The 14,763-nt window shown below is 46.6% G+C and carries 13 protein-coding genes and 1 riboswitch; of the genes, 6 read left to right on the top strand and 7 right to left on the bottom strand.

The genetic code is table 11. From position 1 onward, the window contains the following. Positions 1-79: 79 nt before the first annotated feature. Positions 80-328: a YciN family protein gene (locus CEQ48_RS10400; RefSeq protein ID WP_000018503.1), complete on the bottom strand. Its 249-nt coding sequence runs from the start codon at positions 326-328 to the stop codon at positions 80-82. Between the two features lie 336 nt (positions 329-664). Here CEQ48_RS10400 and topA point away from each other — a divergent pair, with 336 nt between their 5' ends. From topA to CEQ48_RS10420, 4 genes are all read left to right on the top strand, one after another. After that, positions 665-3,295: a type I DNA topoisomerase gene (gene topA / locus CEQ48_RS10405; protein ID WP_089071183.1), complete on the top strand. Its 2,631-nt coding sequence runs from the start codon at positions 665-667 to the stop codon at positions 3,293-3,295. Positions 3,296-3,963: 668 nt separating this feature from the next. After that, a complete protein-coding gene (glgC, locus tag CEQ48_RS10410; RefSeq protein ID WP_000929348.1) occupies positions 3,964-5,181 on the top strand; it encodes a glucose-1-phosphate adenylyltransferase in 1,218 nt (405 codons plus the stop codon). A gap of 1 nt (position 5,182) precedes the next feature. After that, complete coding sequence (gene glgA, locus CEQ48_RS10415) at positions 5,183-6,637, top strand: glycogen synthase GlgA (RefSeq protein ID WP_089071184.1); 1,455 nt, start codon at positions 5,183-5,185, stop codon at positions 6,635-6,637. 187 nt (positions 6,638-6,824) lie between these two features. Beyond that, on the top strand, positions 6,825-7,643 hold the full coding sequence (locus CEQ48_RS10420; RefSeq protein WP_000097999.1) for an alpha/beta fold hydrolase: 819 nt from the start codon (positions 6,825-6,827) through the stop codon (positions 7,641-7,643). 4 nt (positions 7,644-7,647) lie between these two features. On the opposite strand, the gene CEQ48_RS10425 is transcribed toward CEQ48_RS10420, so the two are convergent. From CEQ48_RS10425 to torD, 5 genes are all read right to left on the bottom strand, one after another. Then, positions 7,648-7,959, bottom strand: coding sequence for a putative signal transducing protein (locus CEQ48_RS10425; protein ID WP_000708709.1), 312 nt, complete (start codon positions 7,957-7,959; stop codon positions 7,648-7,650). A gap of 33 nt (positions 7,960-7,992) precedes the next feature. After that, positions 7,993-8,682 (bottom strand): TVP38/TMEM64 family protein, encoded by a 690-nt coding sequence (locus tag CEQ48_RS10430; protein WP_089071185.1) that lies wholly within the window; start codon positions 8,680-8,682, stop codon positions 7,993-7,995. A gap of 354 nt (positions 8,683-9,036) precedes the next feature. Further along, positions 9,037-9,624, bottom strand: a complete 588-nt coding sequence (locus CEQ48_RS10440; protein ID WP_000360587.1) for a TfoX/Sxy family DNA transformation protein — start codon at positions 9,622-9,624, stop codon at positions 9,037-9,039. A gap of 113 nt (positions 9,625-9,737) precedes the next feature. After that, a riboswitch (cyclic di-GMP riboswitch) is annotated at positions 9,738-9,824 on the bottom strand. Positions 9,825-9,982: 158 nt separating this feature from the next. Continuing rightward, positions 9,983-10,993 (bottom strand): HTH-type transcriptional repressor PurR, encoded by a 1,011-nt coding sequence (purR, locus tag CEQ48_RS10445; RefSeq protein WP_089071187.1) that lies wholly within the window; start codon positions 10,991-10,993, stop codon positions 9,983-9,985. A 345-nt stretch (positions 10,994-11,338) separates the two neighbouring features. Next, on the bottom strand, positions 11,339-12,001 hold the full coding sequence (torD, locus tag CEQ48_RS10455; protein WP_089071189.1) for a molecular chaperone TorD: 663 nt from the start codon (positions 11,999-12,001) through the stop codon (positions 11,339-11,341). 224 nt (positions 12,002-12,225) lie between these two features. On the opposite strand from torD, the gene torR reads away from it, so the two are divergent. Next, positions 12,226-12,930: a two-component system response regulator TorR gene (gene torR / locus CEQ48_RS10460; protein WP_089071190.1), complete on the top strand. Its 705-nt coding sequence runs from the start codon at positions 12,226-12,228 to the stop codon at positions 12,928-12,930. A 103-nt stretch (positions 12,931-13,033) separates the two neighbouring features. Here torR and elyC read toward each other — a convergent pair whose 3' ends face one another. After that, entirely contained in the window at positions 13,034-13,855 is an 822-nt protein-coding gene (gene elyC / locus CEQ48_RS10465) for an envelope biogenesis factor ElyC (protein ID WP_181710932.1), read from the bottom strand. A gap of 116 nt (positions 13,856-13,971) precedes the next feature. Here elyC and cmoM point away from each other — a divergent pair, with 116 nt between their 5' ends. Then, complete coding sequence (gene cmoM / locus CEQ48_RS10470; protein ID WP_000133899.1) at positions 13,972-14,754, top strand: tRNA uridine 5-oxyacetic acid(34) methyltransferase CmoM; 783 nt, start codon at positions 13,972-13,974, stop codon at positions 14,752-14,754. The last annotated feature ends 9 nt before the right edge of the window (positions 14,755-14,763 follow it).

The raw sequence follows: 14,763 nt of genomic DNA on the forward strand, positions 1-14,763 counted from the left end.
TGCCCAAAACCGATGGCGGTAGAATCGGTTTTGGAATAAATGTAAGTGATTGAAAAAAAGCCTCATTACGAGGCTTTTATTATTTTTGTAGGGTAAATTCCGGTGAGAGATGATGAGCGAGATATTTAAACATATTAAATACCGCTGTGGTTTTCTCAGTAGGAAGGCCTTGTTCAGTGAGGAAATACTCACCTTTAAACACTAACACGCCTTCTTTCTCTTCCACTTGAGTGGCACGCATGCCTTCGATGTAACATTCATGATCTTGAATTAACTGGTTAGCAATCAGTAAAAGTTCAAATTCAGTGATCGGTTTTTTATGGCTCATGGTGATAACTCCTTACCATTGGATGCAGGCATTATAAGTAGGTAACCGGTGACAACCTTGACAGAAAGCAGGAAAAGGGCGATTTGTTCTCTAGATGAAATTGTGAGTTATTGCATATTTCGTCGTTTTGGGGTCGCGGTATACCGCGCTTCACTTTAGTATGGGCGCGTTTTTGACAGCAGAACAACATTTCGTCGATTTGTCGAGCAAATAAAAAGCTTTTAGAAAAAACAAGTTGATCTTCTTGTTATCTGGCTCGATAGTAAAAAAAGAATTACATTTTAGAACGTCATGCGATTTAAATCGCGCCAAATGATGAAGGACAATTGAGTCAATATGGGTAAATCACTCGTTATCGTCGAGTCGCCAGCCAAGGCTAAAACCATCAATAAGTACCTTGGTAAAGACTTTATCGTGAAATCCAGTGTGGGACACGTGCGTGATCTGCCTACAGCAGGGCAAACGGCCACACCGACCGGTAAAGCGGCGGCAGCATCGACTAAGAAAGCATCTACTACTGATAAAGAGCAGCAGAAGCGTGAAAAAGAACGCGCAGCGCTGATCAAAAAGATGGGTGTCGATCCGTATCACGGCTGGCAAGCCAATTACCAAATTCTGCCCGGTAAAGAGAAAGTGGTGGCTGAGCTGCAAAAGCTCGCAAAAGACGCTGACAGCGTTTATCTCGCAACCGACTTGGACCGCGAGGGAGAAGCCATCGCTTGGCACCTTCGTGAGATCATCGGTGGCGATGAAAAGCGATATAAACGAGTGGTATTTAACGAAATCACCAAAAACGCCATTCAGCAGGCTTTTAAGCAGCCTGGTGAACTGAATATGGATGGCGTGAACGCTCAACAAGCACGCCGTTTCATGGACCGCGTTGTGGGCTTTATGGTCTCGCCACTGCTGTGGAAAAAAGTGGCGCGAGGCCTTTCCGCTGGTCGTGTACAGTCTGTCGCCGTGAAACTTCTGGTTGAGCGTGAACGCGAAATCAAAGCATTTGTTCCGGAAGAATTTTGGGACATCAATGCCGATACCTTGACCGCAGACAAGCAAGATTTTCGCCTGTTGGTGGCCCAAAAAGACGGTTTAGCTTTCAAGCCCGTGAACGAAACGCAAGCCTTGGCGGCGGTTGCTGCGCTCAATAAAGCGCAGTACGAAGTGTGCAAACGCGAAGACAAACCGACCACCAGTAAACCGAGTGCGCCTTTCATTACGTCAACCCTGCAGCAAGCCGCGAGCACTCGCCTTGGCTATGGGGTGAAAAAGACCATGATGCTCGCTCAGCGCTTGTATGAAGCGGGTTACATCACCTATATGCGTACCGACTCAACCAACTTGAGTGCGGAAGCGGTCGAGAATCTGCGTGGCTACATCACCAAGCATTACGGTGAGGCGTATTTGCCAAGCCAGCCAAATGTGTATGGCAGCAAGCAAAATGCCCAAGAGGCGCACGAAGCGATTCGTCCTTCGGATGTGACTGTCACCGCCGACGATCTGGAAGGAATGGAAGCGGATGCACACAAGCTGTATGCCCTGATTTGGAATCAGTTTGTGGCCTGTCAAATGACACCTGCGCAATACGATTCCACGACAGTCAGTGTAAAAGCGGCAGAGTACACCCTGAAAGCGAAAGGTCGTATCCTCAAGTTTGATGGTTGGACTCGCGTACAGCGTCCGTTGGGTAAAAACGAAGATCAGATCCTGCCTCCGGTGAAGGTCGGTGATAGCCTAAAGCTCGTCAGCCTAGATCCGAAACAGCACTTTACCAAACCGCCAGCGCGTTACACGGAAGCGGCATTGGTGAAAGAGTTGGAAAAGCGTGGCATTGGTCGCCCATCGACGTATGCATCGATCATTTCGACCATTCAAGACCGTGGTTATGTGAAAGTCGATCAGCGCCGTTTCTTCGCGGAAAAAATGGGTGAAATTGTCACCGATCGTCTTGATGAAAATTTTGACGACTTGATGAACTACGACTTTACCGCACGTATGGAAGAGAAACTCGACCAAATCGCCGAAGGTGAAGTGAATTGGACAGCAGTACTGGATGAGTTCTTTGCTGATTTCAGTCGCGACCTCGAAACGGCGGAGCAAGATGAAAGCTTAGGTGGCATGAAGCCTAATCACATCGTGATGACCAACATTTTGTGTCCGACCTGTTCGCGCCCGATGGGGATTCGTACAGCATCGACTGGTGTGTTTTTAGGCTGTTCTGGCTATGCATTACCGCCGAAAGAGCGCTGCAAAACCACCATCAACTTAGGTGACGAAGATGGCGTGATCAACGTTCTCGAAGAGGATGTCGAAACCGCAGCATTGCGTGCTAAGAAGCGTTGCCCAATTTGTGAAACGGCGATGGATGCGTATCTGATTGACGATAAGCGTAAGCTGCATGTTTGTGGTAACAATCCGAACTGTGAAGGCTTTATCGTTGAAGAAGGCGAGTTCAAAGTCAAAGGTTATGAAGGCCCAACCGTCGAGTGTGACAAATGTGGCTCAGACATGGTGCTGAAAAATGGCCGCTTTGGTAAGTACATGGGTTGTACCAATGATGCTTGTAAAAATACGCGTAAGATCCTGAAAAATGGCGAAGTTGCGCCACCGAAAGAAGAGCCAGTGCATTTCCCTGAACTGCCTTGTGAAAATTCGGATGCGTATTTTGTGCTTCGTGATGGTGCATCAGGCCTGTTCTTTGCGGCGAGCAATTTCCCTAAATCGCGTGAAACGCGCGCGCCTTTGGTGGAAGAGTTGAAACGTTTTGCTGAGCGTTTGCCAGAAAAATACCAGTATCTGACTTCTGCACCCGCACATGACCCTGATGGCTTACCTGCGGTGGTGCGCTTCTCTCGTAAAGAGAAAGAGCATTACGTGCGTACCGAGACGGAGGGTAAACCTTCCGGTTGGATGGCGGTTTACCAAGAGGGTAAATGGTTGGTCACGGATAAACGCAAAAACGCGAAATAATCCGACTCATCCTTTGTTCAATCAAAATAAGACAAGGCAGCCTCGCTGCCTTGTCTTATTTTTGTATCAGGCTTTGCGAAGCAGTTCTGAGAAATGCCAGATTGGTATTGATGCTTTTCATCATCAATTTGCCAGAGTGTGACTCACGAAAGAGTCTTACACTTTGATCCTGCCTACTATGAGATTAACCACTCAATCTGAGTCCTTTTAGCGAGTTCTGGCGTTACCTTCTCGCAAACTTTGCGCCCCAGAACCCAACGCTCTTTCTCAGTCCGATATTTATCCGCTACGTATTCTTTTCTATGTATTGAGCGATTTTCTTCGCTAAATCATCATTTTCATTATTTAGGAGGTGAGCTGACATTCAGGCAGTTAATGTGCCGTGATGGCTGAATATGAGGTTTATGTCATTGAACTACCCAAAGAGTGTGAGTTGGAATAAGTCTTTTCCATCTCGTTTTGTTTCACCACTGAGATTTTAAGAAATTGATTGGTATTCGGCCAAGGATTCGATAACGTATAGCCAACCGATTGCATTGTTTATTCAGCACATTTGTGCTGGCTGTCGTACTGATGTTGCTGTCGGTTAGCATGGAGCGCCGAGCCAGGACCCCTAAAGCAAAAATTTCGTGGTTCGGCAAATATTATAAAAGAATGGAGAACAACACATGGCTGGAGTATTAGGCATGATTTTGGCGGGAGGAGAAGGGTCACGTTTGAAGCCGTTGACTGAAACCCGTACCAAGCCGGCAGTTCCTTTTGGTGGAAGCTACCGTTTAATCGACTTTGCACTCAATAACTTCGTGAATGCCGATTTAATGCGGATTTATGTTCTGACGCAGTTCAAATCGCAATCGCTATACATTCATATGAAAAAGGGCTGGAATCTTTCTGGGATCACGGATCGTTTTATCGACATTATTCCCGCACAAATGCGTGATGGAAAACGTTGGTATGAAGGCACTGCCGATGCGATTTATCAAAACCTCCGTTTTGTTGAGATCGTCGCGCCAGATCAAGTCTGTATTTTTGGCTCAGACCATATCTACAAGATGGATATTCGCCAAATGCTCGATTTTCATCGCCGTATGGAAGCGGAATTGACCGTTTCTGCACTGCGTATGCCGATCAGCCAAGCCTCTCAGTTTGGGGTGATTGAAGTGGATGAAAACGGCAAAATGGTCGGTTTTGAAGAGAAACCGAGCAATCCCAAATCGATCCCCGGTGAACCTGAGTGGGCACTGGTCTCGATGGGTAACTACATCTTCGAAGCAGAAACGCTCAGCAAAGAACTGCGTGAAGATGCTGAAAATAACCAGTCCAGCCATGACTTTGGCAAAGACATCATTCCGAAAATGTTCCCGCGCGGTAAAGTCTATGTGTATGACTTCACGACCAACAAAATTAAGGGAGAGAAGGAATCGACCTACTGGCGTGATGTCGGAACCATCGAATCGTACTGGTCGGCACATATGGACTTGCTCGACAAAGATCCAGAATTTTCGCTATACAACCGCAGCTGGCCGCTGCACACCTACTATCCTCCTTTGCCACCTGCGACGTTTGTGGATGTCAAAGACAAGAAAGTCAAAATCACAGATAGCTTGATCTCTGGGGGAAGTTATATCCAAGGATCAACCATTTATAAATCAGTTCTGGGTTTCCGTAGCAACATTGCTGCTGGCTCTTTTATCAGTGAATCTGTTATCTTGGGCGACGTGAAAATAGGAGCTGGCTGCACGATTAAGCGCGCCATTATCGATAAAGATGTCGAGATCGCCGCCGGTACCATCATTGGTGAAGATTTGGAAATGGACAGAAAGCGTTTCCACGTTTCCGATGAAGGGATTGTGGTGATTGCGAAAGGTAGTAAGGTAGGATTCTAGAATGGAACAATTCAACGTTTGGTTTACCGTTTCAGAAGTACAGGGGCTGGTAAAAAGTGGTGGCCTGGCCGATGTGGCAAAAGCGCTGCCACAAGCGTTGAAAGCGTTGCATCAGCAGGTAGCTATTGCGCTGCCTGCTTATCGTTCAGTACCGGGAAAGGAAGATGCAGAGTTAGTACTGGAAACAGAGCTGACACACTGGCCGCACACTCAGTATCGTGTTTTAAAATGCGAGCTAGACGGTGTGCCAATCTATCTGATTGATTGCCCTGCTTATTTTGACCGCCCGGCGCTGTATGCTGAGAATAATCAAGCCTATGCCGATAATGGTGAACGGTTTGGTTTTTTCTCTGCAGCGTGTTTGGACGTACTGCCGAAACTCGGTATTCAGCCTGACATCATTCATGCGAATGATTGGCACACGAGTTTGGTGCCTTTTTTGCTGAAAACCCGTTATCGCTATGACAGCTTTTTTGAGCAAGTCAAAAGTGTGCTGACGGTGCATAACGCGATTTTTAAAGGGATCTTTTCCTACCATCAGTTAGAAGTCATTCCTGAGCTCAATTTATCGGGTATGGAATTTCTGCAATACGGTCACGATCATGTGAGCATGCTGAGGGCGGGGATCGCTTTTGCGGATAAAGTGAATGCGGTGAGTCCTAATTATGCGGCTGAGCTTTTAACGCCTCTTGGGGCTCACGGGCTTGTGGATGATTTTGTGCGCCGAGCGCGCGATTTACACGGTATCGTCAACGGTTGTGATTACAGCGAGTGGAATCCAAGAACCGACCACTATCTGCCAGCAACCTACAGCGATGAGCCAGATTCGATGCGCAAGGGGAAAGCGCTCTGTAAAACTGCGCTGCAGGAAGAGTTACACCTGCCGGTTACCGATGTACCTCTGTTTGGTATGGTTTGCCGTTTAACGCATCAGAAAGGCTTTCATTACCTGTTGCCGATTTTAGAGCAGTTCCTGCGAAATAACGTTCAAGTGGTCATTGTTGGTACTGGTGAGCCGGAAGTCGCTGCGCGGCTGAATAAGATCGCTCATTATCATCGGGCCAAGTTTGCGTTTGTCGAGACCTACAGTGAGCGTTTAGCGCACTGGGTTGAAGCGGGATCGGATTTCTTCTTAATGCCTTCTGAATTTGAAGCCTGTGGGCTCAATCAGATTTACAGCATGGCTTACGGCACTCTGCCTATTGTTCGTGAAGTGGGTGGCTTGAAAGATACGGTGAACGATTACGATAAATTCCCGGAGCGCGCGACAGGCTTTGGTTACCAAGAGCCCACGCCAGAAGCTCTATTGATCACTATGCAGCGGGCACTCTTGTTTTATCTGCAGCAGCCAGAAGAGATGCTGAAAGTGCAACAACGTGCCATGCAGCAAAACTTCAGTTGGGAAGAGTCTGCCCAAGAGTATATGAAGATGTATCGACTCGCGCGATTTGGCTAACGATATCACCGTCCGATTTGAAGCGGCAGCAGTGTTGGCTGCCACTCCAAGTCGTTTGGGTCTATGAATCATCTCTCAGGCACCGCAAGGTGCCTTTTTTCTGTTTCACTCAACAGTTTCTTACAACTGGGGGGATTCTCTTGACTAAGATTATGGTAGTCTTGGCCTGCGTAATTAAGAGGTTTCAATGTCTTCCCCTATGACTGCCATTGCCGAAAAAGTGCTGTTTCACAAAACTTATCTTCACCCGACAAGTCAGGAGTGGGTGGTGTTCGTTCATGGTGCGGGGGGCAGCTCATCCATATGGTTCAAGCAGATCAAAGCGTATCGGCAGCATTTCAATTTATTGCTGATTGATTTGCGCGGCCATGGGAAATCCAATCAGTTACTCAGAGACTGGATTGCCAATCGCTATACGTTTAAGACCGTGACGCTGGATGTGCTCAAAGTGCTTGATCACTTGAAAATCCAGTCGGCGCATTTTGTGGGCATGTCGCTGGGTACCATCATAGTCCGTAACCTTGCTGAGCTTGCCACGCATCGGGTCAATTCTATGGTGCTTGGTGGCGCGGTCACACGGCTTAATGCGCGTTCGCAAGTGTTGGTTAAGCTAGGACATTTGAGTAAGCACCTCATCCCGTACATGTGGCTGTATCGCTTATTTGCTTACATAGTGATGCCGCAGCGTAGTCAAAAAGAGTCTCGCCATCTGTTTATTCGTGAAGCGCAAAAGCTCTGTCAGAAAGAATTTAAACGTTGGTTTACGTTAACCGCTGAGGTGAATCCGCTGATGCGTTATTTCCGCGACCGCGAATTGCCGATCCCAACCTTATATTTGATGGGAGAGAAGGATTACATGTTCATCCATCCGGTGAAAGAGATGGTGGCGCTCCACGCACAAAGTGAGCTGTATGAAATCCCAAACTGCGGTCATGTATGTAATGTCGAGCAGCCTGAGCTATTTAATCAGCGTTCTATCGAGTTTATCCAGCGCCAAATCCGCTAATCCCTCACTGAGCAGTTTGGCTAAAACCACACTGCCAGCAGGCGGAAAATTGCCCTTCATGATGTTCCCCACACTCTGGACACTGCCAGCATTCGGCGGGTGGGGGATTGAGAAATTCACGGATGATTTGCTGCGCTGCGGTTTGTTGCTCCGGTTTCTGTAACCAAAGTGAAGGGGCGCTGCTGGAATCCATCGGGATCTCGCCGCGCAGCGCAAACAGCATTTCTCCACGCAACTCACACGCTATCCCTTGCTGATGCAAAAGCTGCATCAGCATGTGCGCTTCAAGCGGATGAGTGGCCGTGTAGATTTTCATTGTCCTTCCCAGCTTATTTTTACCAAGAGTGACTTACTTCACCGTCGATTGAGTGGCACGCTGCTGAACTTTGCCCATGAGCCATTTCACCACTATCGGAAATACGCCTAACAAAACGAATGAAGCGAGCACAGGGAGCGACACAATTTCGCCTAAGCTTGAGATTTCCGCCAGTTGAGTACCAGCATTGAGATACACCGCTGTACCCGGCAGCATACCAAGTTGGCTGACCCAGTAGTAACGCCAAGTGGAGATAGGCGTTAGCCCCATCACTAAGTTAATCAGGAAAAATGGAAAAATCGGGATCAGTCGCAGAGAGAGTAAATAAAACGCGCCATCTCGTTCAATACCTTGATTGATGGTCTGCAATTTATCAGCGAATTTAGCTTGCACCCAATCTCGCAATAAGAAGCGGCTACTGAGAAAGGCGAGAGTGGCACCAATAGTACTGGCAAAAGAAGCCAGCAGTAAGCTCAACCAAAAGCCAAATAGGGCCGCTCCCAATAAAGTCACGACCGTTGCGCCGGGGATTGAAAATGCGGTTAGGAGAACATACACCACAAAATAGATCAGTGCGGCTTGCAGCAAATGGGCATCAATATAATTCGCTAATTCGGCTTGTTTGGCTTTCGCGACATCTAGTGTTAGGTATTGGCTAAACTGCGTCACCAAGAGCGCGGCGATGGCAATCAAAACAATGGCGATGATGAGTTTTTTATACATTCGAGTACCTAGTCATTACTTTATGGTTTGTGGGGCGTGATATTGCCCGTTTTACTTGGCTCTTCAGCAGTGTGGGCTACGTTTCTTCACCCAATCATAGAGTGTCTCTGGTTTGATGTGGGTGCACACAGTGACCGCCGACTTGTCACTCCAAGTCATGAGAGTATCGCTCATTACTCAAGTATATCGTCTGTAACTGAATTTACTGGAGATACATAGAGAGCCTAAAAGTAAAGACAGGTCAAAGGCCGTTTTTCTTTCAAAAAAATAACGCGCCACTTTGGACGCGTTATGAAATATAGGGTGTGTAAAAACACAGGATGATTACAGGCGTTGATGAACTCAAAATGAAACTCAGAGATGCCTTAATAGCTCATCACGACGATTTTGTGGGATCACCGACCAATGTTTACCTTCGATTGCGCCTTCTAGAGCCCATAACAGCTCTAAACTCACTTCTGCCGTGTGGGTTCGTTGAACCGCTTTATAAGCTTCGACAGAACCAAGAGTCTGAAGAGACTCGACGGTTTCGATACCTGCTTTTTTGAGCATTCTTTCTGTTGCTAAACGCAAGTTAGGAAGATCTTTCAAACGATCAGGTTTCGCTTGTGCTTGAGTTTCACGTTCGGCCTTAGCGACCTCCAGTGCTGCACGCGCTTCATTAAGGATAGAGTCTGGGTGACTCCAACAATCTTCAGGTAGAGCGTAGTACTTAGTTACAACGGGGAAGCCACGTTTTTTGTAAACATAAGGTTCATAACCTTGCTGTTTATACTTTTCGATTGTGGCGTCATCTGCACGGATGTGCAGCGTATCGTTAACCACAAGCGCAAACATAGTTTCGTCGACGAAAATACCAAAGCCACCAAACATTGAACGAGATTTAACACGTCCTAGCTGCTCAAAGAGCCGCATTGAATCTTTTAATACTGGTTTATCCATGCTGTTAGTCTCGGAGTATTGTTACATACGCCACCAAGTCAGGTCCGAGAAAATTAGCAAATACATGCATCGGCCATGTCAATGATGAGTCAACATAGTGTATGCATTTTGCCATCGGTAACCCCGCTACCTACCACGTCTTCTGGTTTAGGCCGGAGGCTTTGCGTCCCACTCTTTCGAATGGTTTGCCCTGTGCGTGACATTTTTCCTGATAAAAATTAATCATTCTTGGCTCATCCTCACATACTGATATTTCAATTGTGAGAATAAGCGCTATTAATGATACTCGCTCTACATATGTTTTGTCATATTTATGTGACAGGGTTTCAAATATAGGCGTTATGAATTGTCAAGAAAGTTAGGATTTTGTCAAGTCTTTCACCGTATCGCGCTCTACGATCTCTGGGTGCATTTCGAAAATACGGCGATCATGTTCTTTATCTTTAATGCGCTCTAACAAAATTTCAAACGCGTTCTTGCCCACACGACGCTTGGGTTGGTGCACTGTGGTCAGTGGTGGAGAGAAGTATTCTGCTAACTCGATATTATCGTAACCGATGACAGACATATCTTCTGGAATACGTATGCCTTTCTGTTGCAAACGGCTCATCAGACCTAATGCCATCGTATCGTTGAAACAGAATACCGCCGTGGGGCGCTTGTCCATCGCAATGATTTTATCCGCCGCTAAAACGGCAGTATCACACTCAAAGTTACCTTCCAAGATCCAATCTTCATTGACGGTCAAATTAGCTTCCGCCATTGCGCGGCGGAAACCTTGAATGCGCTCTTGGCATGCGGCTTTGACGAAGTGACCACTCAAACATGCAATCTCAGTGTGACCGCGGTCAGTGAGATATTTGGTCGCGAGGTAGCCGCCTTCTTCTGAGTTATCGATGATTTTATCGGCGTGCGACGTTTCTGGACCCCAATCCATAACCACTTTTGGAATATCTTTGTGCGCATCCAACATATCTTGCAGTTCTTGGGTTAGGTCTGAGCACATCACCAAAATGCCATCAACCCGTTTTTCGGCCAGCATGCGGATATAATCGCGTTGCTTTTCATAGATGCCGCCTGTGTTACATAGGATCAGCGTATAGCCTTGACGGTAACAGTAGCTTTCCACACCGTCGATAACTTCCGAGAAAAACAGGTTAGTAGATTGCGTCACTAACATACCAATCGTGCGAGTGGTATTGCACTTTAAGCTGCGTGCTACGGCACTTGGCGCGTAGTTCAGTTGCTTAACGGCTTCCATCACTTTCTCTTGGGTGGTTTCTGCCACAAAACGAGTTTTATTGATAACGTGAGAAACGGTGGTGGTTGACACGCCCGCAAGGCGCGCCACATCTTTAATCGTAGCCATAGAGTGTTCCTGTCGATGACTGCTGCCAGCGAATAACATCGGTGGATTTAATCAGCAGAAGTAAGGCGAGACTGAGCGAATCTTCACACTCTGTGCGAGCACATGTCCAACACTATGCCGTACGTAAAGCGCTTCAATCACTATGCCTAAAGTAATAAACCTAAAGTAATAAAAAACAAAAACCGCTAAAAAACAGCGGTTTACATTTTTATTCGTTTTTATCGTTTGCGGGTGGATTTTAGACTGCAAATCTCTCCGTCGCAACGAAATTCATTCATCAAACTATAAGCCATTTCACAATTAATTCGTCTATCCTCATTCTACTTTAAGCTGCAACCGTATTGACTAATGGATGTCGTGAACCAGCTCATCAATACAGCGTTGATCTTGCTTAATAAAGACTAACGCTAAACGAGCGGCGGCTGAGTACAATCCGAATGCATCAAATTGAGTGCAACGTTCAACAAAGGCAGGCAGCCAAGTGAGTAAGTGTTGGCTTATGAAGTCGGACTGAGCTTGTAGCGCTGAACTCAGTTGTGCTCTGTGCTCAATTTGGTTAGCGCTGATCGCAAGATGCGCTAAAAAGTCGAGCTGTATGGCAAGATGATCCTCAGGCTCATTGATATTTTTTTCAACCTTAACCCCATGTGCGTTGAGTAACTCACGCATTTGCTGTGCAGGCTTGCCATTGAGTAAACCTTTATCGGTATAGACGGAGGCATAGGGTAGGGCGGAATCACGGTCTGATTTCAAAAAGAGATCGCAGAAATCCGCGGCGAGTTCTAACTGCGCATCTTGACGATCTTGTAGTCGGTTGAGCGTATCTATCAAGTTTTTAACTTCGCCGCTTAGGCTTTGCTCATCGGCGAGTCCGCTTAAAAAAGTGCGAATTTCTGCTGAGTGATAACGAGCGATATCTTGCTCATTCAGTTCCTTAAAAAACAGGCTCGACAGCCACCAATAGATTTCAGCACGCTTTTCATTGAGGATTTTCAGTTCTTGTATCATTTCTGCACTCCCAATCGATGTGTACTTAGTCTAAACCATAAACATGAACAGCTATCACTCTTATTGTGACAGCATGTGAAAAGAAAAGAATAGGTTGTTAATCTGTTAAATGAAGTTTGCTTTGCATCAAAAAAAGGTGAGATTTCTCACGGTTTTTCTCGAATTATTAACAGATATGAATAGAATAACCCTGCGATACATCCAGTTATTTAAAATGGTGCATTATGAGCTATCACGTACTTGTGGTTGAAGATGACCTCGTCACGCGGAGTAAGTTAAGTGGTTACTTTCAAAATGAAGGTTACCAAGTAACAGAAGCAGAAAGTGGCGCGCAGATGAGAGAAGCGTTAGAACTCAATGACATCGATCTGGTTTTGCTGGACATCAATTTGCCCGGTGAAGACGGTCTGTTATTGACGCGAGAATTACGCAGCCAGTCGGAGATTGGCATTATTTTAGTGACAGGACGCACCGACAGTATCGACAAAATCGTTGGCCTCGAAATGGGCGCGGACGATTATGTCACTAAACCCGTCGATTTGCGTGAGCTCCAGGTTCGTGTAAAAAACTTATTATGGCGAATTTCCCTCGCACAGCGAGAGAGAAATACGGACAAACAAGATGACAAACTGGTGCATTTTGGTGAGTGGACGTTCGATGTTCAGCGCCGTGCCTTAAGTCGTAACGGTGAGCCTGTGAAGCTCACTAAAGCGGAATACGAGTTGTTAGTCGCGCTTTCTTCTTATCCGAATCAGGTGCTGAGTCGTGAACGTATTTTGAACATGATCAGCCACCGTGTGGATGCGCCAAACGATCGTACTATTGATGTGTTGATTCGACGTATGCGCGCCAAGATGGAAATGGATCCAAAAAACCCGCAAATTTTTGTGACGGTTCACGGCGAAGGTTATATGTTCGCTGGGGATTAAACTTCGAAAGTGTCTTCATCCTTTTCTGCATTGTAAAAATTAAAAAACTGGCTAAATGCCAGTTTTTTACTTATTTTTTAACGAGTTGGATGATTTGGGGCGATTAGGGCGTTGTCGGAGCTTCTTCTACGACAGAGGGCGTTCCTACCTGTTCACTGCTATCTCCGGCAACGGTATCACGCAGTTTTTGCCACAATAGGCCTAATGTTTCGTACCAATACTGTTCGGTTTGCTCAAGATAGCGTGATTTAGGAATGTACTTATCCCAAGGCTGAACAATATTGAGATGACCTAAGTAGTTAGTCGGTGCTGGGATTGGCGTTAAACCTGCCGATTCAAATTCGCGCATCGCACGCTTCATATGGCTTGCTGAGGTGACCAGTACCATGCGCTTTTGTTGCACGAAAGCCGCAGCTTGGCGCGCTTCTTCCCAAGTATCTTTAGCGGTTTCCAGCAAAATAATATCCGATTTCGGCACACCTAACGCTAAAGCGACACGCGCCATCATCCGAGCGTGGCTAACTTCACTACCACCAGCGTAACCGGAGAGGATAAGTTTCGAACCCGGATACATACGACTAATACGAATGCCTTCTGTTAAGCGCATGAGCGCAGCACGAGTAAGCTCTGAGGTGGGGGGGATGTCATCATCAACCACATGGCCATTACCGAGCACCATCACGTAGTCAAGAGTACCTTCTACGGGTAAAAATGCCGTGTAAGTACGTTCAAGTGGCATCAATAAACGAGTCGCCACGGGTTGAAAGGAAACCAGAAATAACCCAGTGAGGGAGAACAACACCACTAGGCAGCCAGTTTTACGTTTTGCCGTGAACATGATCAGCATCAGGCCCACGAAACCAATGATCAGCAGCGCTGGCAGAGGCATCAACAGTGAAGAAAAAATTTTTTTCAGCTCAAACATAGAGAAAACAGTCCGAAAAAACAGCACTTGAGTATAAAAAGAGTCGAAGCCTCTTTATTCCTGCCATTCGTATGACAGAATAGCAGGCACGGTTCGTTATCATAACTCAAGCTACTGTGACAGAAGATCGCAATTTCGACGATATTGCCCACAAATTTGCAAAAAATATATACGGTTCTGACAAAGGTGAGATCCGCCAAGTCATTGTTTGGGAAGATTTGGAGCAGCTTCTCAGTCAACTGGACACGCAAAAAGTTCCCTTGCACGTGCTCGATGCGGGTGGCGGCTTGGCGCAAGTATCGCAAAAAATCGCTCGCCTTGGGCATCGAGTGACACTCTGTGATCTTTCTTCGGAAATGTTGCAATTGGCCGAGCAGGATATTGCAAACAATGGCCTGCTTGAGCAGTATCGCTTCGTCCATTCACCAGTGCAGACGATTCAAGCGCACCTTGATGCGCCCGTGGATTTGGTGCTGTTTCATGCGGTGATGGAATGGTTAGCGGAGCCCAAACCAGCGTTGCAAAATTTGTTGGCGCAAGTCAGACCGGGCGGCATGGTGTCGGTGATGTTTTACAACTATCACGGTTTGGTTTACAAAAACGCCGTGTGTGGCAACATTCCGCACGTGCTAGAAGATATGCCGCACCGCAAACGGTTTAAATTACAACCGCAGAAAGGCTTGCTCCCCGAAGAGGTCTACCAATGGATCGAAGAATCGGGTTTTGAGATCTGCGGGAAATCCGGTATTCGTTGTTTCAGTGATTACATCGGAAACATGAAAAATATGGGCGAATACCAGTATGAGGATTTGGTGGCACTGGAGCGCAAATTCTGCCGTCAGGAGCCTTACCTCTCATTGGGCCGATACATTCACGTATGGGCTAAGAAAAAACAATAACAGGATACA

Source organism: Vibrio tarriae, assembly GCF_002216685.1.
GTDB lineage: Bacteria > Pseudomonadota > Gammaproteobacteria > Enterobacterales > Vibrionaceae > Vibrio > Vibrio tarriae.

Excerpts from the sequence above, each read along its gene's own strand:
- CEQ48_RS10400 (WP_000018503.1), bottom strand. The coding sequence starts at position 328 with ATGAGCCATAAAAAACCGATCACTGAATTTGAACTTTTACTGATTGCT.
- topA (WP_089071183.1), top strand. The coding sequence starts at position 665 with ATGGGTAAATCACTCGTTATCGTCGAGTCGCCAGCCAAGGCTAAAACC.
- glgC (WP_000929348.1), top strand. The coding sequence starts at position 3,964 with ATGGCTGGAGTATTAGGCATGATTTTGGCGGGAGGAGAAGGGTCACGT.
- glgA (WP_089071184.1), top strand. The coding sequence starts at position 5,183 with ATGGAACAATTCAACGTTTGGTTTACCGTTTCAGAAGTACAGGGGCTG.
- CEQ48_RS10420 (WP_000097999.1), top strand. The coding sequence starts at position 6,825 with ATGTCTTCCCCTATGACTGCCATTGCCGAAAAAGTGCTGTTTCACAAA.
- CEQ48_RS10425 (WP_000708709.1), bottom strand. The coding sequence starts at position 7,959 with ATGAAAATCTACACGGCCACTCATCCGCTTGAAGCGCACATGCTGATG.
- CEQ48_RS10430 (WP_089071185.1), bottom strand. The coding sequence starts at position 8,682 with ATGTATAAAAAACTCATCATCGCCATTGTTTTGATTGCCATCGCCGCG.
- CEQ48_RS10440 (WP_000360587.1), bottom strand. The coding sequence starts at position 9,624 with ATGGATAAACCAGTATTAAAAGATTCAATGCGGCTCTTTGAGCAGCTA.
- purR (WP_089071187.1), bottom strand. The coding sequence starts at position 10,993 with ATGGCTACGATTAAAGATGTGGCGCGCCTTGCGGGCGTGTCAACCACC.
- torD (WP_089071189.1), bottom strand. The coding sequence starts at position 12,001 with ATGATACAAGAACTGAAAATCCTCAATGAAAAGCGTGCTGAAATCTAT.
- torR (WP_089071190.1), top strand. The coding sequence starts at position 12,226 with ATGAGCTATCACGTACTTGTGGTTGAAGATGACCTCGTCACGCGGAGT.
- elyC (WP_181710932.1), bottom strand. The coding sequence starts at position 13,855 with ATGTTTGAGCTGAAAAAAATTTTTTCTTCACTGTTGATGCCTCTGCCA.